We start from the raw sequence: 21,205 nt of genomic DNA, 5'->3' as shown, positions 1-21,205 counted from the left end.
GTCAGGCGGCGTCCTCGTCCTTCCCGGATCCGTCGCGCGCATCTTCCAGGGCCGCAAGGCCGCGGTAGAGCCGGCTCTCCCTGTATTGCGCGATCCCGAAACGCGCCATCACCCCCAGAACGGCCGCCACCGGCACCGCGACCAGCATGCCGACAAAGCCGAAGACCGAGCCGAAGGCCGCCAGCGCGAAGATCAGCCAGACCGGATGCAGCCCGACCGACCCGCCCACCAGCTTGGGCGTCAGCACATTGCCCTCGATCATCTGGCCCGCCACGAAGATCGCCGCCGCGCCCGCGATGAACCACCATTCGCCCCAGAACTGGAACAACGCCAGCCCGATCGCCAGCGCGCCGCCCACGATGGCGCCGACATAGGGAATGAACGAGATGATCCCCGCAGTGAATCCCACGACCAGCCCGTATTTCAGCCCCAGCAGGCTCAGCGCCGCGGCGTAGTAGATGCCGAGGATCAGGCAGACCGTGCCCTGGCCGCGGATGAAGCCTGCCAGCGTGCGGTCGATCTCGCCGGCCAGCTGACGCACCTGCGGCGCGTGGTCCAGCGGCAGCAGCCGGTCCACCTGGGCCACCATCCGGTCCCAGTCCAGCAGCAGGTAGAAGGTGATCACCGGCACCAGCACCAGCAGGACGACCACGTTCACGATGCTGGCCAGAGAGGCGATCACCCCGTTCAGCACCTCGCCCCCCCTCGACTGCACCGTGTCGCCGATTCCGGCCAATGTCCGGGAGATCGGCGAGCCGTTGTCGTTCAACGTGGGAAAGCGCTCGACCAGGAAGGCCTGGACCTGGCGCGCGATCTCGGGCGCGGCATTGACCAGGCTGATCGCCTGCTGGATCAGCGTGGGCAGCACCAGCAGCGCCACCGCCACGAAGATCACCACCGCGCCCGCCGTGATCGCCACCGTCGCCCCCGCCCGCGACAGCCCCAGCCGTTCCAGCCGGTCGGCCACGGGATCGAGGAAATAGGCCACCGCCATGCCGATCACGAAGGGGGTGATCACATTGCCGAGAAACCACAAAAGCACCAGGAAGACCGCCGCCGCGATCCCCCAATAGGTCACCTGTTCGCGCACCGGCAATGCCATCCGCCCCTCCCGATCCTGCGCCCTCTCCCGATGCCCCGGGGGCCTCCTGCGAGACGCGCGGCGCTTGTCTGGTCCTGCGCGATGACATAAGGGGTCGGGAACGCGAATTCACGAGGAAAAGGTCGAAAATGCGCCTGTCCCGCTATTTCCTGCCGGTGCTCAAGGAAACCCCCGCCGAGGCGCAGATCGCCAGCCACCGGCTGATGCTGCGCGCGGGCATGATCAAGCAGGCATCCGCGGGCATCTACTCGTGGCTTCCCATGGGCTTCAAGGTGCTGAAACGGATCGAGCAGATCGTCCACGAGGAACAGATCCGCGCGGGCCATATCCCGATGCTGATGCCGACGCTGCAATCGGCCGATCTGTGGCGCGAGTCGGGCCGCTACGACGATTACGGCGAGGAGATGCTGCGCATCAAGGACCGCCATGGCCGCGACATGCTCTACGGGCCGACCAACGAGGAACTCATCACCGACATCTTCCGCGCCCATGTCGGCAGCTACAAGGACCTGCCGCTGACACTCTACCATATCCAGTGGAAATTCCGCGACGAGATCCGCCCCCGCTTCGGCGTGATGCGCGGCCGCGAGTTCTACATGAAGGACGGCTACAATTTCGACATCGACTACGATGCAGCCATCCACGCCTACAACCGCCACATGGTCAGCTATCTGCGCACCTACGAGCGCATGGGGCTGAAGGCGATTCCGATGCGCGCCGATTCAGGCCCCATCGGCGGCGAGGACACGCACGAATTCCTGGTCCTCGCCGATACCGGCGAGTCGGAGGTGTTCTATGACAGCGCCATCCTTGATCTGAAACTGGGCGACCGGCAGGTGAACTATGACGACCGGGCGGAATGCGCCGGGATCGTCAAGGAATGGACCACCCCCTATGCCCGCACCGACGAAACCCATGACGCGGCGATCTATGGCCAGATCCCCGAAGCGCGGCGCAAATCCTCGCGCGGCATCGAGGTCGGCCAGATCTTCTATTTCGGCACCAAGTATTCCGAGCCGATGGGCGCCACCGTCACCAATGACAAGGGCGAGCGCGTGCCGGTCCACATGGGCAGCCACGGCATCGGCGTGTCGCGTCTGGTCGGCGCGCTGATCGAGGCGAACCACGACGAGAACGGCATCATCTGGCCCGAGGGCGTGACCCCCTTCCATTGCGGCATCGTCAACCTGAAACAGGGCGATGCCGAGGCCGACGCCGCCTGCGCCGGGCTTTACAAGGCGCTGGCCGAAAAGGGGCTGGAGCCGCTCTATGACGACCGCGAGGAACGCGCGGGCGCGAAATTCGCCACGATGGACCTGATCGGCCTGCCCTGGCGGATCACCGTCGGGCCGCGGGGCCTGAAATCGGGCGTGGTCGAACTGACCTGCCGCCGCACCGGCACCAGCGAGGAGATGTCCCCCGAGGCGGCCGTGGCCCGGGTGGCCGAGATCTACGCTCCCCACACCGCCACCCATTGGGAGCCGATGGCGAAATCCAGTTTTCACACCTGGCTCTGAGCGGCGCTTCTGCCTTCTTCTGGCCGGAAATATCCCGGGGGTCCGGGGGCAGCGCCCCCGGCCCCGCCTTTCGGCGTCACCCGCGCGGATGCCGGCCCGGCCCGCGATCTTGCCCATTGATTTTCGTCCGCGTTGCTTCACTCTCGCCTGTTGCGCGCGCCGCCACGCGCTGACGCAAGTCACCTTCGACATCCCGGCTGGCGGCCCGGCCCTTCAGAAGGAAATAGGCGCATGATGACAGTGCGCTGCTACCTCGCCCCGTCCGAGATCGAAGGACTCGGCGTCTTCTGCCGTGACGACATATGCAAGGGTCAGAATGTCTGGCGCTTCGACCCGGTGCTGGACATCCGATATCCCGCAAGCATCCTCGACAGCGTCGAGCCGCATGTGCGCGAGTTCCTCGAACGCTATTCCTATCCCGACTGGACCGACCCGACCCGGATCATCCTCGAATGCGACGAGGGGCGGTTCATGAACCATGCCGACGACCCGAACCTGGATTTCTCCGATCAGGTTCACGGCTTCGCGCGCTGGGACATTCCGGCGGGCACCGAACTGACCTGTCATTACGCGACCTTCACGCTGGGCGAGATCCAGATGCAGCCGCCGCGCCATCAGGTCCGGGCCTCGGCCAGCGCGGCCTGACCCCCCAGGACACGACCTCGGCCGCCGGGACCCGCTGGCGGCCGATGCGCGGCGAGGGGGGCCGTTTTGCCGCTTGACGCTGCCGCGACGGCCGACCACTGTCCGCCCGCGCAACCGACAGGATAGCCCCCTTGGCCAACGGCACCGCCCCCTTCGCCCCCTTCGAATGGATGATCGCCTGGCGCTACCTGCGCGCCCGCCGCGCCGAGGGCGGCGTGTCCGTGATGACCTGGATCAGCCTGATCGGCATCACGCTGGCCGTCTTTGCGCTGATCGCCACGCTGGCCGTCCGTGCGGGGTTCCGGGCCGAGTTCGTCGATACGATCCTGGGCGCGAACGCCCATGTGACCGTCTATTCCTCGACCCGCGTGGACGAGCAGGGCGTGGCCAGCCGCACCATCCCCGATTACGAGGCGATGGCCGAACGGCTGCGCGCGGTGCCGGGTGTGACCCGCGTGGCGCCGCTGGTCCGCGGGCAGGTGATGGCGGCCTCCGGGTCGGGCAATTCCGGGGTCGAGGTCTATGGCATCGCGCCCGAAGACCTGGCCACGATCCCGCGCATCGCCGATCCCGAAACCGCGCTGGGCGACATCGCGCGCTTCCCCGAGGGCATCGCCATCGGCACGGGCGTCGCGCGCGAACTGGGCGTGGGCGTGGGCGACCGGATCCGGCTGATCTCGCCCGAGGGGGTCAAGACCCCCTTCGGCACCAGCCCCCGCGTGAACGCCTATGAAATCGTCTATGTCTTCTCGGCGGGCCGCTACGACATCGACCGCAGCCGCGTCTACATGCCCTTTGCCGAGGCGCAGGGCTATTTCAACCGCGAGGGCGTGGCCGACGAACTGGAAGTCATGGTCGCCGATCCCGAAAGGATAGACGAATTGACCCTGCCCTTGCTGCGTGCAGGGGGCGAGCGGGTTCTGCTCTGGACCTGGCGCGACGCCTCGGGGGCGTTCCTGCGCGCGCTCGATATCGAGGACAACGTGATGTTCATCATCCTGTCGATCCTCGTGCTGATCGCGGCAATGAACATCGTCTCGGGGCTGATCATGCTGGTCAAGAACAAGGGGCGCGACATCGGCATCCTGCGCACCATGGGCCTGACCGAAGGCGCGGTGCTGCGCGTCTTCTTCATCTGCGGCGCCTTCGTCGGGCTGATCGGCACCTTCTTCGGCGTGATCCTGGGCTGCCTGTTCGCGATCTGGATCGACCCGATCTTCTCGGCGGTGAACTATGTCGCGGGGGGCGGGGTCTGGGATCCCTCGATCCGCGGCATCTACGAACTGCCCGCCAAGCTTCAGGCCCGCGACGTCGCCTCGGCGGTGATCCTGTCGCTGGGCCTGTCCTTCGTCGTCACGATCTTCCCCGCCCGCCGCGCGGCGCGCATGAACCCGGTGGAGGCGCTGCGCTATGAGTGATCCGGCGCTGGCGCTTGATGGCGTCGAGAAAAGCTACAATCCCGGCACGCCCGGCGAGGTGCGAGTGCTGTCGGGTGCTTCGCTTTCCGTCGCGCCGGGCGAGGTGGTGGCGCTTGTCGCGCCCTCGGGCGCGGGCAAGTCCACCTTGCTGCATATCGCGGGGCTTCTGGACACGCCCGATGCGGGCGCGGTGCGGATCGCCGGGCAGGACATGGCGCGCGCCTCGGATCGAAAGCGCACCGCCGCGCGGCGTGCCGATATCGGCTTCGTCTACCAGTTCCACCACCTGCTGCCCGAATTCACCGCGGCCGAAAACGTGGTGCTGCCCCAGCTTGCCGCCGGCCGCCCCCGCGCCGAGGCCGAGGCCCGGGCGCAGGAGCTTCTGGACCGGATGGGGGTGGGCGCGCGCGCCGATCACCGCCCCGCGGCGCTGTCGGGGGGCGAACAGCAGCGCGTCGCGGTCTGCCGGGCGCTGGCCAACCGCCCGCGGCTGTTGCTGGCGGACGAGCCGACGGGAAATCTCGACCCCGCCACCTCGGACCGGGTCTTTGCCGCGCTGATGGACCTGGTGCGCGGCGCCGGGCTTGCCGCTCTGATCGCGACGCACAACCTTGAACTTGCCGCGCGCATGGACCGCGTGCTGCACCTTCAGGAGGGGCGGCTGGTCTGAACACCTGCGCGCGGTCAGAGCAGCGGCAGCCCGTTACCGTCGAGGAAATGGGCCACCGCCGCACATAACGCCTCCGACCGGTCCGGTTCCCGCGCCCCCTGCGCGAAGCTGTCGGCCAGTTCGACCCCGATGAAGAAGGGCAGAAGGCGCGCCCGCTCGCGCCTCTCCAGCAGGGCCAGCGGGGCGCTCAGGGCGTCCAGGTCGCCCGCATCTATGCCGAAGGCGCGGCGCCCGCCCGGCCGGGGATGGGTCAGGTGCAGATCGACCAGGAACCGGGCGAGATCGCGGGCCACCGGCATCCATTGCGCGACTGCCATCCCGATCCCGCACAGCGCCTCGCCGCTGCGCACCAGGTTGCGGGGCCGGAAATCGCCATGGATGAGGGCCTGGGTCACGGTCGTTCCCGCGACCGTCGGCAGCAACGCCTCAAGCCGCGTGCCCAGCGTCCGGGCCAGCGCCCGGTCCTCGGCCCCGCCGACCCGGGCCAGCTGCCGCGCCGCGTTGCGCACCCAGTGCCGCCCGCCGAAGACCGCCTGCCGGTGCGCCCCGGCCAGCACCGTGGCAAGCCATTCGCCCGCCTCGCCGACCAGCGCGTCGCGCCCGGCAGGCTCTGCCGCCGCAATCTCGGCATCCAGCCCCCTGCCGGTCACCTCTGCGGTCATCGTGATGCCCTCGCCGGGCCAGGCGGCCACAAGCGGCGCGATCCGGAACCGCCCGTCCGCCAGCGCCGTCTCCAGCCGGTCGAATTCGCGCTTGCGGCGGCGTGTCCGATCGACGTGACCCTCGCCATGGAACAGCGTCAGCACCACGGCCGCGCCATTGTATCGGCCACGGAACGCGGCCATCCGCCCGTCGGCGAACAGGGCCTCCTCGTTGTGGAATTGCGCGATTGCGGGGCGCCGTGCCTGAATGGCCCGCAGCAGTTCGGCCGCGTCGAGCAGATGCTCCAGTTCACTCAATTCGCTATTCATTTTCCGAATCTCTGCGCGCGCCCGGGGATCGTCAAGCCCGATCGGCGGTTGATCCCGGTCAAGGCGTCGCGGCCACGCCCCGTCATAGGCTGGGTGCAGAGAATTCGGAGTCCTGCCATGCGCCTCCCGACCGTCCTGCTTGCCCTTGGCCTTGGCGCCACGCCGCTTGCGGCCGAGCCGCCGTCGGGCGTGGCGCTCTTTCGCGCCCATTGCGCGACCTGCCACGGGCTGGACGCGCGCGGCGACGGGCCGATGGCCTCGATCCTGACGGTGGCGATGCCCGATCTGACCCTGCTGACCGCGGGCGCAGGGAATGCCTTTCCGCTGGCACGGGTGATCGCCGTCATCGACGGGCGGACCGAACTTGCCGCCCATGGCGGGCCGATGCCGATCTTCGGCTTCTCGATGCGGGGCGAGGCGGTCGCGCTGACCGCCCCCACGGGCGAGGAGATCCGCACCAGCGCCGAGATCGCCGCCATCGCGCGCTGGCTGGACAGCATCCAGCGCTAGGCCGCCGCGGGTCCGGCCACCTGCCGCCGGATCGCGGGACTCATCGCCACCAGCACCAGCGCGATCGAGAACAGGCACCACACGGCGGGCATCTCGTTGGGGTTGTCGGTCAGCAGGTTCGCAAGGACCGGCCCGAACAGCGCGTGAAAGATCACGAAGCGCCAGGAGCCGTAGATCAGCGGCACCACGAAGGCGGCGAACAGGTAGGTCGGGAAATTCGCCGAAAAGCCCAGCCAGTCCGACAGCGGTGTGAACAGCCCGTTCAGCGGCACTTCCCAGCCGATATGCCATTCCCCCGAGATCGTGCACAGCCCCGGCCCGCACAGCACCTCGCCCGGTCTGCATTGTCCCAGGGCCTCGACCGGCACCAACTGGAACACCATCACCGCCGCCGAGGCCGCGCAGATCGCCCAGACCGCGCGGCGGGTGCGCGCGGGCACCGCATGGGCCACCAGCGCCATCGCGAAGGCATTGATGAAAAAGGGCTGGATCGCGATATGCAGATAGGACAGCAGCGTCACCGCCCGGTTCGCCGGATCGCCGCACTGGTCGACCACCCCGTAGCCTGCGGCCTGCAACCCCTCCATCGCGGTGAAGAAGCCCAGCGTCGCCCAGATCGCCGTGGGCTCGCCCCGCCGCGCCGCGATCACCGTGGCTGCGGCCCCAATCCCCACCATCGCGACGGTCACTCCGGCATTCCAGCACATGCGCTCCCCCTGGCATTTCGCCGGAGTTTGAGCGCGCGAAAGGCCGCCTGGCAAGGGAAAGCAGGAGCGTGCGGGGCAGTGCAGCCGCCGTGCCGGTGCCCGGCCGCTGCGCGGTTTCAGGTCACCGGCTGGGCAAGGACGCCATCCCGGCGATCAGCCGGAATGGCGGCAAGGACGCATCACGTCTCGTCGTCGTCATCCGCGGACATGTCGGTCAGATCGTCCAGCGACACGCTGTCGTCATCGTCGTCCAGCACGTCGTCGCCCAGATCGACATCGGTGGACTCGTCGTCGTCGTCGTCGATCACGGCATCATCGGTTTCCAGATCGTCGTCGACAACGGCCTTGACCGGCGCCGCCTTCTCGGCCAGCAGCGTTCTGCCCTTGCCTGCGGTCAGGCTTTCCAGCGAGAAGCTGTTCCCGCAGCCGGGGCAGGTCATCGGATCGCGCTGAAGGTCGTAGAAGCGGGTCGCGCAACTCGGGCAAACGCGCTTTACGCCCCATTCATCCTTTGGCATGGAGGTCCTCTCGGGGGTGATGTCTTTGCGGTTGCAGCCACCTGCCACAAGTCCCCCGACGTGTCAAAGCCCTTTTGGAATGCTATTGAAGCGGGAAATCGGACGAGGCAGAGATGGACAGCACGCGCCTTCCCGGCGATCCCCCGCTTGAGGTCGCGCTGCGCCGGTCGGCGCGGGCGCGGCGCTATTCGCTGCGCATCTCGCAGCTTGACGGGCGGGTGACGCTGACCCTGCCCCGCCGCGCGCCGATGGCCGAGGGGCTGGCCTTCCTGCGCGAAAAGGAGGGCTGGATCCGCGGCCACCTGGCCGCACGGCCCGACGATCACGCCGTTGCGCTGGGCGGAACCGTGCCGTTCCGCGGCCGCGCGCTGCCCATCGTGACCGGACCCGGCCGCGCGCCGCGCCTGATCGACGAGGCGCTGGCGGTGCCCGGCCCCGCGGCGGGCGTGGCGGGCCGGGTGCAGGCCTTCCTCAAGGCCGAGGCCCGGGCCGCGCTGGCCGAGGCCGTGGACCGCCACGCGGGCGCACTGGGCCGCCCCTATGGACGGCTGACGTTGCGCGACACCCGCTCGCGCTGGGGGTCCTGCACGTCGCGGGGGGATCTGATGTTTTCCTGGCGGCTCATCATGGCGCCGCCGCAGGTGCTGGATTACGTCGCCGCCCACGAGGTCGCGCATCTGGCCGAGATGAACCATTCCCCCGCCTACTGGGCCGTGGTGCGCCGGTTGATGCCCGACTATGCCGCCCCGCGGTCCTGGCTGCGCGCGAACGGGGCGGCGCTGCATCGGGTGCGCTTCGGCGATTGACGTTTGACGCGCCCGTGATCACAGTCGATCCATGCTGATCCAGACCCGGCCGGGCGAGACGGGCACCGCGGCCCATGACCGGCTTTACCGCACGCTCAGAACCCAGATCATGCACGGGGAACTGACCCCGGGGGCCGCGCTGACCTTGCGCGGCATCGGGCGGCAATTCGGCGTGTCGATGACCCCCGCGCGCGAGGCGGTGCGCCGACTGGTGGCCGAAGGCGCGCTGACGCTGTCCTCCTCGGGGCGGGTCGCGACGCCCGAGTTGTCGAACGAGCGGATCGAGGAACTGGCCGCCCTGCGCGCCCTGCTGGAGCCGGAACTCGCCAGCCGCGCGCTGCCGCGTGCCCATATGGCGCTGATCGAGCGGATGCAGAAGATCAATGCCGAGATCGGCGAGGTGGTGGCGCGCGGCGATGCGGTGGGATTCATCCGCACCAATCTGGAGTTTCACCGCGCGCTTTACCTGCGCGCGCAGGCGCCCGCGATGCTGGCCATGGCCGAAACCGTCTGGCTGCAACTCGGCCCCACCATGCGCGCGCTTTACGGACGCCTGGGCCGGACCGAGCCGCCGCAGCACCACCGGATGATCCTGGCGGCGCTGCGGGCGGGCGATGAACCCGCGCTGCGGCTGGCGATCCGGACCGACGTGACCCAGGGGCTGCGGATGCTGGCCACCTGAGCGGGGCCTAGCTGTGGATTGCCCCGTCGCCGCAGGCGAGCGCCGCCTCGCGCACCGCTTCGGAACAGGTGGGGTGGGCGTGGCAGGTGCGGGCGAGGTCTTCGGCGGAGGCGCCGAATTCCATCGCGACGCAGATCTCGTGGATCAGCTCGCCCGCATTGGGGCCCAGGATATGGGCGCCGAGGATGCGGTCGGTTTCCGCGTCGGCCAGGATCTTGACGAATCCGTCGGCGGCGAACATCGCCTTGGCCCGGCCATTGCCCATGAAGGAGAACTTGCCGACCTTGTAGGCGCGGCCTGCTTCCTTCAGGCTTTCCTCGGTCGCGCCGACCGCCGCCACCTCGGGCGCGGTATAGATCACGCCGGGGATAACCCCATAATTCACATGGCCTTTCTGGCCCGCGAGGATTTCCGCGACGGCCATGCCCTCGTCCTCGGCCTTGTGGGCGAGCATGGGGCCCTCGATTGCGTCGCCGATGGCGTAAAGCCCGTTGACGGAGGTCTTGTACTGGCCGTCCGTCGCGATCTGGCCGCGTTGGGTCAGGTCCACCCCCAGCGCGTCGAGGCCGAGGCCCTGGGTGAAGGGTTTGCGCCCCGTGGCGACGAGGACCACATCGCCGTCCACCTGGTGGGTGCTGTCATCCTTGCGGAGCTTGTAGGTCACCTTTGCCTTGGTCTTCAGCGCCTCGGCGGACTGGACGGCGGCGCCGGTGATGATCTCAAGCCCTTGTTTCTTCAGGATGGATCGGAAGCTGCGGGCGATCTCGGCATCCAGGCCGGGGGTGATCTGGTCGAGATATTCCAGCACCGTCACCTGCGTGCCGAGACGGGCATGGACGGAGCCCAGTTCCAGCCCGATCACGCCTGCGCCGATCACGACCAGTTTCTTCGGGATCTTCGGCAGGGACAGCGCGCCGGTGGAGGAGACGATCAGCTTCTCGTCGATCTCGATCCCCGGAAGGGTGGCGGGTTCGGAACCTGTTGCGATCACGATGTTTTTCGCCTTGTGGGTCTCGTCGCCGACGGTGACCAGCCCGGGTTCGGGGATCGTGGCCCAGCCCTTGATCCAGTCGATCTTGTTCTTCTTGAACAGGAATTCGATGCCCTTGGTGTTCTGGGCGATGACCTCGTCCTTGTAGGCGAGCATCTGGGTCCAGTCCACCTTGGGGGCCGCGCCCTTCAGCCCCATCTTCTCGAAATTGTGTTGGGATTCATGGAGTTGGTGGGAGGCATGCAGCAGCGCCTTGGAGGGGATGCAGCCCACGTTCAGGCAGGTGCCGCCCAAGGTCTCGCGGCCTTCGACGCAGGCGGTTTTCAGGCCGAGTTGCGCGCAGCGGATGGCGCAGACATAGCCGCCGGGGCCGGCGCCGATGATGATCACGTCATAGCTTGCCATTGCGGTCTCCCTTGCCGGTTCGGGCTGTCGGAATTCGATCGGACTTTCATCGGAATTTCATCGGACTTCTTTCGGGTCTCGGACCGGGGCAGGGGGGCCGTCTGCCCCCCGCCGCGCCCCTGGCGCGGCCCCCCCCGAGGATATTTCCGGCCAGAAGAAGTCACAGGAGTGCGGCCAGCGTCATCAGCAGCGTGGCGAAGAACCCCACGGCCCAGAGGATCGACCGGCCGGGCACCCAGCCGCGGACATAGGCCGGGACATAGAGGATGCGGGCGCCGAGATAGGTGAAGGCGCAGATGGCGGTGAAGAGCGAGGACTGGCCCGAGAGGGTGACCAGCGCGGTGGCGGCGGTGAAGAGGATCAGCGCCTCGAAATGGTTGTTCAGCGCGCGCTGCATCCGGGCGGTGCGGGGCGAGAGCGGCCGTTCGGGCGGCGTGTCGCGCGGACCGGCGGTGTAGTTGGCGCCCAGTTCCATATTGGCGGGGATCGCCAGAAGGATGAGCTGGACGGCCTGGAGCAGGATGGCGAGGGCGAGGGCATAGAGTTCGGGGGTCATTTTGCTGTGATTCCAGAAATTGCGAAAACCCCACCAATTACGAATGCGAGGAATGCGAGGATGACAGGTGTAAGGAGCCATACCAAATGCCCGGCCGCCCCAGAACCTAATGGAAGTGACTTATTTAATAGGTTCAGCTGAGCCTGGAGGTAGGCAACCGTTGCGCTCAAGAAGGTAAGGGTGATCCCAGCCAAAAATGCCCACATAGCCGATTTGAGCCAGAAAGAATCTAACTCAAACTCACTATTCTCTTTTGCGTTTGCCACAAAGGTGAGGATCACGATGAATGCGCCCGAGTTAAGAGTGATCAGAGTGCGATAGGCAAAGAAGCCGATCTCCCTTATTACTTCAATGTTTGCTTGCCGGACTTCGGCCTGAATTTTTTCGACCTCTTCCACGGCTTACCTCGCCATCATCGTCAAAAGGGCAACCTCACAAATCCATCAACAGCCTTCTCGGATCCTCCAGCGCCTCCTTCACCCGCACGAGGAAGGTCACCGCGCCCTTGCCGTCCACGATCCGGTGGTCGTAGCTGAGCGCGAGGTACATCATCGGGCGGATGACGATCTGGCCGGCGACGACCACGGGGCGGTCCTGGATCTTGTGCATCCCCAGGATGCCCGATTGCGGCGGGTTGAGGATGGGCGAGGACATCAGCGAGCCGTAGACGCCGCCATTCGAGATGGTGAAGGTGCCGCCCTGCATTTCGGCCATCGACAGCTTGCCGTCGCGGGCGCGGATGCCCAGTTCGGCGATGCGTTTCTCGATCTCGGCGAAGCCCATGGCGTGGGCATTGCGCAGCACCGGCACGACGAGGCCCGAGGGGGTGCCGACGGCGATGCCCATATGGACGAATTGCTTGTAGACGATGTCGGTGCCGTCGATCTCGGCATTGACCTCGGGCACTTCGGCGAGCGCGTGGCAGCAGGCCTTGGTGAAGAAGGACATGAAGCCGAGTTTGACGCCGTGCTTCTTTTCGAAGAGATCCTTGTATTCCTTGCGCAGCGCCATGACGCCGGACATGTCGATCTCGTTATAGGTGGTCAGCATCGCCGCGCTGTTCTGCGCGTCCTTGAGCCGGCGCGCGATGGTCTGGCGCAGGCGGGTCATGCGCACCCGTTCCTCGCGCGCGGCATCCTCGGCGGGGATCGGGGCGCGGGCGGCGTCGGGGGCGGGTCTGGGCGGTTCGGCGGGTCTGGGGGCGGGTTTCGGGGCCTCGGCGGCGCGCATGACATCCTCTTTCATGATGCGGCCGTCGCGGCCGGAGCCGGTCACGGCATCGGGGGAGAGGCCCTTTTCGGCCATCAGTTTCTTTGCCGAGGGGGCGTGTTCGATATCCTTGCCGGTGGTCGGGGCGGGCGCCGCGGCGGGTTTGGGCGCGGGGGATGCGGCGGCGCCTTCGCCCGCGACCAGCGTGGCCAGCTGGCCGCCCGCGGCAACCGTGGTACCCTCGGCGGCGAGGATCGCGCCAAGGGTTCCGGCGGCAGGCGCGGGCACCTCGACCGAGACCTTGTCGGTTTCCAGCTCGCACAGGATCTCGTCCCGCTCGACATGGTCGCCCTGGGCCTTGAACCAGGTCGAGACGGTCGCCTCGGCCACGCTTTCGCCAAGCGTGGGGACCATGACGGCGATGTCCTGCGCGGCCTGGGGGGCGGCGTCGGGCCGGGCGGCCCTGGCCTTGCCCGCGGCGGGTTTCGCGGCGCCCTCGGTGATGGTGGCGAGCAGCGCGTCGACCGAGACGGTCTCGCCCTCGGGGGCGACGATCTCGCCCAGCGTTCCGGCGGCGGGGGCGGGCACCTCGACCGTCACCTTGTCGGTTTCCAGCTCGCACAGCATCTCGTCGGCGGCGACGGGATCGCCGGGTTTCTTGAACCAGGTGGCGACGGTGGCTTCGGTGACGCTTTCGCCCAGGGTGGGCACGCGGACTTCGGTGGACATGGGATCACCCTTCGATGGTGAGCGCGTCGTTGACGAGCGCGGCTTGTTGGGCCTTGTGCTGGCTGGCGAGCCCGGTGGCGGGCGAGGCGGCGGCGGGGCGGCCGACATAATGCGGGCGGTGGTGGCGGGCGTTGATGCGGGTCAGCACCCATTCGAGATTGGGCTCGATGAAGGACCAGGCGCCCTGGTTCTTGGGCTCTTCCTGGCACCAGACCACTTCGGCGTCGTGGAAGCGTTCAAGCTCCTTCACCAGGCTCAGCGCCGGGAAGGGGTAGAATTGTTCGATCCGCAAGAGGTAGACATCGTCCAGCCCGCGGGCGTCGCGTTCTTCCAGAAGGTCGTAATAGACCTTGCCGGAGCAGAGCACGACGCGGCGGATCTCGGCGTCGGGTTTCAGCTTGAAGTCCGAGGCGCGGTGGGTTTCGGCGTCGTCCCAGAGCACCCGGTGGAAGGAGGAGCCGGTCAGGAAGGCCTTGGCCTCGGACACCGCCAGCCGGTGGCGCAGGAGCGATTTCGGCGTCATCAGGATCAACGGCTTGCGGAAGCTGCGGTGCAACTGGCGGCGCAGGATGTGGAAATAGTTGGCGGGCGTCGAGCAATTGGCGACGATCCAGTTATCCTCGGCCGACATCTGCAGGAAGCGTTCGAGGCGGGCGGAACTGTGTTCCGGGCCCTGGCCCTCGAAGCCATGGGGCAGCAGGACGACAAGGCCCGACATGCGCAGCCATTTGCGTTCGCCCGAGGAAATGAACTGGTCGAACATGATCTGCGCGCCATTGGCGAAATCGCCGAATTGCGCCTCCCACATCACCAGGGCGTTGGGTTCGGCGAGGCTGTAGCCGTATTCGAAGCCCAGAACGGCATATTCCGACAGCATCGAGTCGATGACGTCGTATTTCGCCTGGCCCTTGCGGATATGGTTCAGCGGGAAATAGCGTTCCTCGGTGTTCTGGTCGATCAGCGCGGAATGGCGCTGGGAAAAGGTGCCGCGGATCGAGTCCTGGCCCGCCAGACGCACCGGGTAGCCCTCGGTCAGCAGGCTGCCGAAGGCCAGCGCCTCGGCGGTGGCCCAGTCGAACCCCTTGCCGGAACCGAACATCTCGCGCTTGGCGTCGAGCAACCGGCCCACCGTCTTGTGCAGGTCGAAGCCCTCGGGCACGGTGGTCAGGCCCTGGCCGATCGCCTGCATCGTCTCTTCGGAGATCGCGGTATCGCCGCGCTGGTAATCATCGCCGCCGCCGCGCTTGATATGGGACCAGCGGCCGTCCAGCCAGTCGGCCTTGTTCGGCTTGTACTCCTTGCCGGCCTCGAATTCCTCGTTCAGATGCGACTGGAACGCGGCCTTCATGTCCTCGATCTCGCCCTCGGGGATCAGCCCGTCGGCCACCAGACGTTCGGTATAGAGTTGCAGCGTCGTCTTGTGCTTCTTGATCTTCTGATACATCAGGGGGTTGGTGAACATCGGCTCATCCCCCTCGTTATGGCCGAAGCGGCGATAGCAGAACATGTCGATCACCACGTCACGCCCGAATTTCTGGCGGAACTCGATGGCGACCTTGGCGGCATGGGTCACCGCCTCGGGGTCGTCGCCATTGACGTGGAAGATCGGCGCCTCGACCATCAGCGCGATATCGGTGGGATAGGGGCTGGACCGGCTGAAATGCGGTGCGGTGGTAAAGCCGATCTGGTTGTTCACGACGATATGGATCGTGCCGCCGGTGCGATGGCCGACCAGCCCCGACATGCCGAAACATTCCGCCACGACGCCCTGGCCCGCAAAGGCCGCATCGCCATGCAGCAGCAGCGGCAGAACGGTGCGCCGCTCGCGGTCGTTCGCCTGTTCCTGCTTGGCGCGCGTCTTGCCCAGCACCACGGGGTTCACCGCCTCGAGATGCGAGGGATTCGCGGTCAGCGACAGGTGCACCACATTGCCGTCGAATTCCCGGTCGCTTGACGCGCCAAGGTGGTATTTCACGTCGCCCGAACCGTCCACATCCTCGGGCTTGAAGCTGCCGCCCTGGAATTCGTGGAAGATCGCGCGATAGGGTTTGCCCATCACATTGGCCAGAACCGACAGGCGGCCCCGGTGCGGCATGCCGATGGCGATTTCCCGGACCCCCAGCGCGCCGCCGCGCTTGATGATCTGTTCCATCGCCGGGATCAGCGCCTCGCCGCCGTCAAGGCCGAACCGCTTGGTGCCCATGTATTTCACATGCAGGAACTTCTCGAAGCCCTCGGCCTCGACCAGCTTGTTCAGGATCGCGCGGCGGCCTTCGCGGGTGAACTTGATTTCCTTGCCGTAGCCCTCGATCCGTTCCTTGAGCCAGGCGGATTGCTCGGGGTCGGAAATGTGCATGTATTGCAGCGCGAAGGTGCCGCAATAGGTGCGTTTCACGATGGCGAGGATCTCGCGCAGCGAGGCGACCTGAAGGCCCAGCACGTTGTCGATGAAGATGGGCCGGTCCATGTCGGCATCGGTGAAGCCGTAGGAGCCGGGGTCGAGTTCCGGGTGCGGCGTGGCGTTGCGCAGGCCCAGCGGGTCCAGATCGGCGACCAGATGGCCGCGTATCCGGTAGGCCCGGATCAGCATCAGCGCCCGGATCGAGTCGAGCACCGCGCGCTTGATCTCGTCATCGGTGACCTTGACGCCCTGTGCCTCGGCCTTTTCGCGGATCTTGTCCTCGGCGGCGCGGGCCTCGCTGACCGGGGGCAGGCCGGGCCATTGGCCATCCAGCGCGGCGGTCAGGTCGTCATTGGGCGCGGGCGGCCAGTCGCGGCGCGCCCAGGAGGGGCCCGCCGCCTCGCGCTTGACCGAGACCTCGTCATCGCCCAGGTCCGCGAAGAAGCGGCGCCATTGCTCGTCGACAGTGTCGGGGTCGTTGGCGTAGCGGGCGTAGAGTTGTTCCACATACTCGGCATTATGCCCTTGCAGGAAGGACGAGTCGTGGAAGGCGGTGTTGGGGCTTTGCTCGGTCATGGAATCCTCCCTCGCGCGTATGGGGGGCGCGGCCGGTTCCCGACGGCCGCGCGCGCCCCTCTGGGGTTATGCCTTGATGGCTGTCAGCACGGCCTCGCCGAGGCGTGCCGGGCTGTCGGCCACCACGATCCCGGCGGCTTTCATCGCCTCGATCTTGTCCTCGGCGCCGCCCTTGCCGCCGGCGACGATGGCGCCCGCGTGCCCCATGCGGCGGCCGGGCGGTGCGGTGCGGCCCGCGATGAAGCCCGCGGTGGGTTTCCTGCGGCCGCGTCTGGCCTCGTCGCGCAGGAACTGGGCGGCTTCCTCCTCGGCCGAGCCGCCGATCTCGCCGATCATGATGATCGCTTGCGTTTCGTCATCGGCGAGGAACCATTCGAGGACGTCGATATGCTCGGTCCCCTTGATCGGGTCGCCGCCGATGCCGACGCAGGTGGACTGGCCGAGGCCCACATCGGTGGTCTGCTTGACCGCCTCATAGGTCAGCGTGCCCGAGCGGGAGACCACGCCCACGCTGCCGCGGCGGTGGATATGGCCGGGCATGATGCCGATCTTGCAGGCCTCGGGCGTGATGACGCCGGGGCAGTTGGGGCCGATCAGCACTGAATCCGACCCTTCGAGCGCGCGCTTGACCGTCATCATGTCCAGCACCGGGATGCCTTCGGTGATGCAGACGATCAGCGGGATCCTGGCGTCGATGGCTTCGAGGATCGAGTCGGCCGCAAAGGGCGGCGGGACATAGATCACCGTGGCATTCGCCCCGGTCTTCGCCACCGCCTCGTGGCAGGAATCGAAGACCGGCAGGTCGAGATGCTTCTGCCCGCCCTTTCCGGGCGTCACGCCGCCGACCATTTTCGTGCCATAGGCGATCGCCTGTTCGGAGTGGAAGGTGCCCTGGGAGCCGGTGAAGCCCTGGCAGATGACCTTGGTGTTTTCGTCGACGAGAACGGCCATTCGCCTTACCCCTTCACCGCTTTGACAATCTTCTCCGCCGCGTCCGACAGGTCGTCCGCCGCGATCACGTCGAGGCCCGAGCCGTTGAGGATCGCCTTGCCCTTCTCGACATTCGTGCCTTCGAGCCGGACCACCAGCGGCACCTTCAGGCCGACCTCGCGGACGGCTTCGACCACGCCTTCGGCGATCACGTCGCAGCGCATGATGCCGCCGAAGATGTTGACGAGGATCCCCTTCACGTTCGGGTCGGAGGTGATGATCTTGAACGCCTCGGTCACCTTCTCCTTGGTCGCGCCGCCGCCCACGTCGAGGAAATTGGCGGGCTCCGCGCCGTAGAGCTTGATGATGTCCATGGTCGCCATCGCCAGCCCCGCGCCATTGACCATGCAGCCGATCTCGCCATCGAGCGCGATGTAGTTCAGGTCATATTTCGAGGCGGCGAGTTCCTTGGGGTCTTCCTCGGTCTCGTCGCGCAGCGACAGGACGTCCTCCTGCCGGTAGAGCGCGTTGGAATCGAAGGCGAACTTGGCGTCGAGGCATTTCAGGTCGCCGGTATCGGTGACGATCAGGGGGTTGATCTCGATCATCTCGCAGTCGCGTTCGAGGAACAGCTTGTAAAGCTGGCCCAGCAGCGTCGAGCATTGCCGGATCTGCTTGCCTTCGAGGCCGAGGGCAAAGGCGACGCGGCGGCCATGCCAGGGCTGGTAGCCGGTCACGGGGTCGATGGTGAAGGACAGGATGCGGTCGGGGGTCCTGGCGGCCACCTCCTCGATATCCATGCCACCCTCGGTCGAGCAGACGAAGGCGATGCGCGAGGATTGCCGGTCGATCAGCATGGCGAGATAAAGCTCGCGCGCGATGTCCGAACCCGCCTCGATATAGACGCGGCTGACCTGCTTGCCCGCGGGGCCGGTCTGGTGGGTGACCAGCGTGCGGCCCAGCATCTTGCGGGCCTCTTCCGCGGCCTCTCCGACCGAGCGGGCCAGCCGGACGCCGCCCTTTTCGCCGGCCTCGGGTTCGAGGAAATGGCCCTTGCCGCGGCCGCCCGCGTGGATCTGCGCCTTGACCACCCAGAGCGGGCCGTCAACCTCGCCCGCGATGGTCTTGGCCTCTTCGGCGCGGGTGACGACATGGCCCTTGGACACCGGCGCGCCATAGCTGCGCAACAGGGCCTTGGCCTGATATTCGTGGATGTTCATCACGCTGTCCCATGCTTGTCGATTTCCGGATCTCTAAGCACGGAACAGGGTGCGACGAAATGGTTTTCGGCCGGGACCGGCGGGATTCCGCGATGTTTTCGACCTTTGTGATCACACCCGAGAAAAGCGTGATCACAAAGCCTCCGGGATTCCGCCGCCCCGTCGGCCGGCATCCTGTCGCCCGAAACGGTGCGGACGTTCGGCCGCCTTGCAAAAACGTTACATGCCGAAGCGATACAGGCGCAAATCGTCCGCATGCGCGGTCCGGAGCGGGTTGCCGGGATGTCCTGTCTGATGCGCCACCTGGCCTTGCTTGGCATGCTTGCCATCGTTTCGCTAGTCGTGGTGCTGTCCGACCGGCAGGCGCAGCTGATCGGTGACCGGCTGCAGGTCGTCCTGCCGCTTGCCGGGCTGGCCTGTGCCATCGCGCAGGGCGATGGCGTGCGCTATACGGGGCGATACCTGCTGCTAGAGTCGGCGATCAAGGGGCCGAAATTCGGCCTGGGCGATGCGCCGATCAACCAGCGGCCGAGTGGCGGCGGGCATGGATTCCCGTCGGGCCACACCGCGGCGGCGAGTTTCGGCGCGACCGCCCTGGTCATGGGCTGCCTGCGCGACAGCCCGGGCGCGCAGGCGCTGGCGGTGCTGTCGGCCGGGTTCGTCGGCGGATCGCGCATCGACGCGGGCAAGCACACGATCTGGCAGACGCTGGCGGGGGCCGTTCTGGGCTATGCGGTGGCCGTGCTGAAGCTCGGGGCGTTCGACCGGGCGTTTCGCGGGCTGTGGCTCCGGGCGGTGACGCCTGTCTTGCGCGGTGTGCGCCGACGGGCGCGGCGCTGGCGCCGTCGCGGTGCCATCCTCGCCCTGTCGGCCCTTGCCGCGGCGACGGGCAGCGCGACGAAGGCCGAGATGGAGCTTTGGGTTTATACCGGCCACCAGTCGGCGCCGCATAGCAATGTGCGCGGATCGGATCCGGCGGGCGCGGGCGATTTCGACTTCACGGCGGGCTGGGAGGGCAGACCCTTCGACATGCCGCCGCATTGGGGCCTGCGCGGGGTCTGGTGGCGGAGCGAGACCTTCGGCTACACGCTGGATTTCAACCACACCAAGATTTATGCCGATGACGAAACGCTGGCGGCGTCGGGCTTCGAAATGCTGGAATTCACCGACGGTCTGAACAACCTGACCGCGGGCATCATCCGGCGATGGCCCGATCCGTCCCGTGCCTGGACACCCTATGCAGGCGCCAGCGCGGGCGTGGTCATCCCCCATGTCGAGGTGCGGACCGGCCCCGGTGCGCCGGTCACGCAGGAATACCAGTTGGTCGGCCCGAGCGTGGCGGTGATCTTCGGGGCGACATGGCGGCTGACCGACCGGACCGCGCTGTTCGGCGAATACAAGGGCACCTGGTCGCGGATCGACGCGGATCTGACGGGCGGCGGCGCGCTGGAAACCGAGGTGATCACCAACGCGCTGAATATCGGGCTGGCCTATCGGTTCTGACGGGCCGGACCGCGCGGGACCGGCCCGGATATGCCCGGGATCAGGCCAGCGTGGGGTCGATACCCTGGCAGGCCTCGACCAGCCCGCGCACCGCGGCGACCGAGTTGTCGAACATCTCCTGCTCGGCCTTGTCCAGCCGGATGTCCACGATCCGCTCGATGCCGTCCGCGCCGATGATGGTGGGCACGCCGACATACATCCCCTTGAGCCCATAGGCGCCATTGACCCAGGCCGCGCAGGGCAGCAGGCGCTTCTGGTCCTTCAGATAGGCCTCGGCCATCTCGATGGCGGAGGTGGCGGGGGCGTAATAGGCCGAGCCGGTCTTGAGCAGGCCGACGATCTCGGCGCCGCCGTCGCGGGTGCGCTGCACGATCGCGTCCAGTTTCTCTTTCGTGGTCCAGCCCATGTCCACCAGATCGGGCAGCGGCACGCCGCCGACGGTGGAATAGCGCACCAGCGGCACCATCGTGTCGCCGTGGCCGCCCAGCACGAAGGCGGTGACATCCTTCATGCTGACGTCGAATTCGAGGCTGAGGAAATGGCGGAAGCGCGCGCTGTCCAGAACGCCGGCCATGCCCACGACCATTTCGTGCGGCAGGCCGGAATATTCGCGCAGCGCCCAGACCATCGCGTCCAGCGGGTTGGTGATGCAGATCACGAAGGCGTCGGGGGCGTTGTCGCGGATGCCCTCGCCCACGGCTTTCATCACCTTGAGGTTGATCCCCAGCAGGTCGTCCCGGCTCATCCCCGGCTTGCGCGGCACGCCCGCGGTGACGATGCAGACATCGGCGCCTGCGATATCGGCATAGTCATTGGTGCCCTTGAGCCGCGCATCGAACCCTTCGGAGGGGCCGGATTCGGCGATGTCGAGCGCCTTGCCCTGCGGCACGCCCTCGGCGATATCGAAAAGCACGACGTCGCCCAGTTCCTTGATCGCGGCGAGATGGGCGAGCGTGCCCCCGATCTGCCCCGCACCGATCAATGCGATCTTGGGTCTGGCCATGTGTCTGTTCCCCGTCTGTTGGTTTCGGCGCGATGGGTAAGCCTTTGCCGTCCATCGCGCAAGGCCGCCGCGGCGCGGCGCACCGGGCGGGCAGGGGGCGGATGGGGGAAAGGGTGCTGCGCCAAGGCGTTGCGGG

General features: G+C 67.2%; 20 protein-coding genes. 8 read left to right on the top strand and 12 right to left on the bottom strand.

Annotation, left to right across the window (positions count from 1 at the left end):
- Position 1: 1 nt before the first annotated feature.
- Complete coding sequence (locus NHN26_RS11015) at positions 2-1,102, bottom strand: AI-2E family transporter (protein ID WP_253089529.1); 1,101 nt, start codon at positions 1,100-1,102, stop codon at positions 2-4.
- Between the two features lie 128 nt (positions 1,103-1,230).
- Between NHN26_RS11015 and proS the strand changes: the two genes are divergently transcribed.
- The 4 genes from proS to NHN26_RS10995 all read left to right on the top strand — a co-directional run bounded on the left by proS (position 1,231) and on the right by NHN26_RS10995 (position 5,352).
- A complete protein-coding gene (proS, locus tag NHN26_RS11010) occupies positions 1,231-2,619 on the top strand; it encodes a proline--tRNA ligase (protein ID WP_253089528.1) in 1,389 nt (462 codons plus the stop codon).
- Between the two features lie 231 nt (positions 2,620-2,850).
- Positions 2,851-3,264, top strand: coding sequence for an SET domain-containing protein (locus NHN26_RS11005; protein WP_253089527.1), 414 nt, complete (start codon positions 2,851-2,853; stop codon positions 3,262-3,264).
- A 170-nt stretch (positions 3,265-3,434) separates the two neighbouring features.
- Complete coding sequence (locus tag NHN26_RS11000) at positions 3,435-4,682, top strand: lipoprotein-releasing ABC transporter permease subunit (protein ID WP_132693211.1); 1,248 nt, start codon at positions 3,435-3,437, stop codon at positions 4,680-4,682.
- Positions 4,675-5,352 carry an ABC transporter ATP-binding protein gene (locus NHN26_RS10995; RefSeq protein WP_253089526.1) on the top strand — a complete coding sequence of 226 codons (678 nt, stop codon included), beginning with the start codon at positions 4,675-4,677 and terminating at the stop codon, positions 5,350-5,352. Before NHN26_RS11000 ends, NHN26_RS10995 begins: the two co-directional genes overlap by 8 nt.
- Positions 5,353-5,366: 14 nt before the next feature.
- Here NHN26_RS10995 and NHN26_RS10990 read toward each other — a convergent pair whose 3' ends face one another.
- On the bottom strand, positions 5,367-6,323 hold the full coding sequence (locus tag NHN26_RS10990; RefSeq protein WP_253089525.1) for a phosphotransferase: 957 nt from the start codon (positions 6,321-6,323) through the stop codon (positions 5,367-5,369).
- 117 nt (positions 6,324-6,440) lie between these two features.
- Between NHN26_RS10990 and NHN26_RS10985 the strand changes: the two genes are divergently transcribed.
- Complete coding sequence (locus NHN26_RS10985) at positions 6,441-6,833, top strand: c-type cytochrome (RefSeq protein WP_253089524.1); 393 nt, start codon at positions 6,441-6,443, stop codon at positions 6,831-6,833.
- On the opposite strand, the gene NHN26_RS10980 is transcribed toward NHN26_RS10985, so the two are convergent.
- Together NHN26_RS10980 and NHN26_RS10975 are read right to left on the bottom strand one after the other, a co-directional pair.
- Entirely contained in the window at positions 6,830-7,540 is a 711-nt protein-coding gene (locus NHN26_RS10980; RefSeq protein WP_253089523.1) for a DUF5765 domain-containing protein, read from the bottom strand. The genes NHN26_RS10985 and NHN26_RS10980 overlap by 4 nt on opposite strands.
- Before the next feature lie 179 nt (positions 7,541-7,719).
- Positions 7,720-8,058, bottom strand: a complete 339-nt coding sequence (locus tag NHN26_RS10975; RefSeq protein WP_253089522.1) for a TIGR02300 family protein — start codon at positions 8,056-8,058, stop codon at positions 7,720-7,722.
- 113 nt (positions 8,059-8,171) lie between these two features.
- Between NHN26_RS10975 and NHN26_RS10970 the strand changes: the two genes are divergently transcribed.
- Together NHN26_RS10970 and NHN26_RS10965 are read left to right on the top strand one after the other, a co-directional pair.
- Positions 8,172-8,864, top strand: a complete 693-nt coding sequence (locus NHN26_RS10970) for a M48 family metallopeptidase (protein WP_253089521.1) — start codon at positions 8,172-8,174, stop codon at positions 8,862-8,864.
- Between the two features lie 31 nt (positions 8,865-8,895).
- A complete protein-coding gene (locus NHN26_RS10965; RefSeq protein ID WP_253089520.1) occupies positions 8,896-9,546 on the top strand; it encodes a GntR family transcriptional regulator in 651 nt (216 codons plus the stop codon).
- A gap of 7 nt (positions 9,547-9,553) precedes the next feature.
- Here NHN26_RS10965 and lpdA read toward each other — a convergent pair whose 3' ends face one another.
- The 7 genes from lpdA to sucC form a co-directional block, all read right to left on the bottom strand.
- Complete coding sequence (gene lpdA / locus NHN26_RS10960) at positions 9,554-10,942, bottom strand: dihydrolipoyl dehydrogenase (protein WP_253089519.1); 1,389 nt, start codon at positions 10,940-10,942, stop codon at positions 9,554-9,556.
- A 160-nt stretch (positions 10,943-11,102) separates the two neighbouring features.
- Positions 11,103-11,498: an MAPEG family protein gene (locus NHN26_RS10955; protein ID WP_253089518.1), complete on the bottom strand. Its 396-nt coding sequence runs from the start codon at positions 11,496-11,498 to the stop codon at positions 11,103-11,105.
- Positions 11,495-11,896, bottom strand: a complete 402-nt coding sequence (locus NHN26_RS10950; RefSeq protein ID WP_253089517.1) for a hypothetical protein — start codon at positions 11,894-11,896, stop codon at positions 11,495-11,497. The genes NHN26_RS10955 and NHN26_RS10950 overlap by 4 nt, the downstream gene beginning before the upstream one ends.
- 34 nt (positions 11,897-11,930) lie before the next feature.
- Positions 11,931-13,436 (bottom strand): 2-oxoglutarate dehydrogenase complex dihydrolipoyllysine-residue succinyltransferase, encoded by a 1,506-nt coding sequence (odhB, locus tag NHN26_RS10945; protein WP_253089516.1) that lies wholly within the window; start codon positions 13,434-13,436, stop codon positions 11,931-11,933.
- A gap of 4 nt (positions 13,437-13,440) precedes the next feature.
- Positions 13,441-16,413 (bottom strand): 2-oxoglutarate dehydrogenase E1 component, encoded by a 2,973-nt coding sequence (locus tag NHN26_RS10940; RefSeq protein WP_253089515.1) that lies wholly within the window; start codon positions 16,411-16,413, stop codon positions 13,441-13,443.
- Between the two features lie 66 nt (positions 16,414-16,479).
- On the bottom strand, positions 16,480-17,364 hold the full coding sequence (gene sucD / locus NHN26_RS10935; RefSeq protein WP_253089514.1) for a succinate--CoA ligase subunit alpha: 885 nt from the start codon (positions 17,362-17,364) through the stop codon (positions 16,480-16,482).
- A 5-nt stretch (positions 17,365-17,369) separates the two neighbouring features.
- Entirely contained in the window at positions 17,370-18,563 is a 1,194-nt protein-coding gene (gene sucC, locus NHN26_RS10930; protein ID WP_253089513.1) for an ADP-forming succinate--CoA ligase subunit beta, read from the bottom strand.
- Positions 18,564-18,857: 294 nt separating this feature from the next.
- On the opposite strand from sucC, the gene NHN26_RS10925 reads away from it, so the two are divergent.
- A complete protein-coding gene (locus NHN26_RS10925; RefSeq protein ID WP_253089512.1) occupies positions 18,858-20,066 on the top strand; it encodes a phosphatase PAP2 family protein in 1,209 nt (402 codons plus the stop codon).
- Between the two features lie 40 nt (positions 20,067-20,106).
- On the opposite strand, the gene mdh is transcribed toward NHN26_RS10925, so the two are convergent.
- Positions 20,107-21,069, bottom strand: a complete 963-nt coding sequence (gene mdh / locus NHN26_RS10920; RefSeq protein WP_253089511.1) for a malate dehydrogenase — start codon at positions 21,067-21,069, stop codon at positions 20,107-20,109.
- Positions 21,070-21,205: the final 136 nt, after the last annotated feature.

It is taken from the genome of Rhodovulum tesquicola, from assembly GCF_024128855.1.
Lineage (GTDB): Bacteria > Pseudomonadota > Alphaproteobacteria > Rhodobacterales > Rhodobacteraceae > Rhodovulum > Rhodovulum tesquicola.
The sequence above is the reverse complement of the archived record's forward strand: the minus strand, read 5'-3'. Positions and strand labels throughout refer to the sequence as shown.

What these genes read in the sequence shown, in the direction of transcription:
- NHN26_RS11015 (WP_253089529.1), bottom strand. Translation starts at nt 1,102, where the DNA reads ATGGCATTGCCGGTGCGCGAACAGGTGACCTATTGGGGGATCGCGGCG.
- proS (WP_253089528.1), top strand. Translation starts at nt 1,231, where the DNA reads ATGCGCCTGTCCCGCTATTTCCTGCCGGTGCTCAAGGAAACCCCCGCC.
- NHN26_RS11005 (WP_253089527.1), top strand. Translation starts at nt 2,851, where the DNA reads ATGATGACAGTGCGCTGCTACCTCGCCCCGTCCGAGATCGAAGGACTC.
- NHN26_RS11000 (WP_132693211.1), top strand. Translation starts at nt 3,435, where the DNA reads ATGATCGCCTGGCGCTACCTGCGCGCCCGCCGCGCCGAGGGCGGCGTG.
- NHN26_RS10995 (WP_253089526.1), top strand. Translation starts at nt 4,675, where the DNA reads ATGAGTGATCCGGCGCTGGCGCTTGATGGCGTCGAGAAAAGCTACAAT.
- NHN26_RS10990 (WP_253089525.1), bottom strand. Translation starts at nt 6,323, where the DNA reads ATGAATAGCGAATTGAGTGAACTGGAGCATCTGCTCGACGCGGCCGAA.
- NHN26_RS10985 (WP_253089524.1), top strand. Translation starts at nt 6,441, where the DNA reads ATGCGCCTCCCGACCGTCCTGCTTGCCCTTGGCCTTGGCGCCACGCCG.
- NHN26_RS10980 (WP_253089523.1), bottom strand. Translation starts at nt 7,540, where the DNA reads ATGTGCTGGAATGCCGGAGTGACCGTCGCGATGGTGGGGATTGGGGCC.
- NHN26_RS10975 (WP_253089522.1), bottom strand. Translation starts at nt 8,058, where the DNA reads ATGCCAAAGGATGAATGGGGCGTAAAGCGCGTTTGCCCGAGTTGCGCG.
- NHN26_RS10970 (WP_253089521.1), top strand. Translation starts at nt 8,172, where the DNA reads ATGGACAGCACGCGCCTTCCCGGCGATCCCCCGCTTGAGGTCGCGCTG.
- NHN26_RS10965 (WP_253089520.1), top strand. Translation starts at nt 8,896, where the DNA reads ATGCTGATCCAGACCCGGCCGGGCGAGACGGGCACCGCGGCCCATGAC.
- lpdA (WP_253089519.1), bottom strand. Translation starts at nt 10,942, where the DNA reads ATGGCAAGCTATGACGTGATCATCATCGGCGCCGGCCCCGGCGGCTAT.
- NHN26_RS10955 (WP_253089518.1), bottom strand. Translation starts at nt 11,498, where the DNA reads ATGACCCCCGAACTCTATGCCCTCGCCCTCGCCATCCTGCTCCAGGCC.
- odhB (WP_253089516.1), bottom strand. Translation starts at nt 13,436, where the DNA reads ATGTCCACCGAAGTCCGCGTGCCCACCCTGGGCGAAAGCGTCACCGAA.
- NHN26_RS10940 (WP_253089515.1), bottom strand. Translation starts at nt 16,413, where the DNA reads ATGACCGAGCAAAGCCCCAACACCGCCTTCCACGACTCGTCCTTCCTG.
- sucD (WP_253089514.1), bottom strand. Translation starts at nt 17,364, where the DNA reads ATGGCCGTTCTCGTCGACGAAAACACCAAGGTCATCTGCCAGGGCTTC.
- sucC (WP_253089513.1), bottom strand. Translation starts at nt 18,563, where the DNA reads ATGAACATCCACGAATATCAGGCCAAGGCCCTGTTGCGCAGCTATGGC.
- NHN26_RS10925 (WP_253089512.1), top strand. Translation starts at nt 18,858, where the DNA reads ATGCGCCACCTGGCCTTGCTTGGCATGCTTGCCATCGTTTCGCTAGTC.
- mdh (WP_253089511.1), bottom strand. Translation starts at nt 21,069, where the DNA reads ATGGCCAGACCCAAGATCGCATTGATCGGTGCGGGGCAGATCGGGGGC.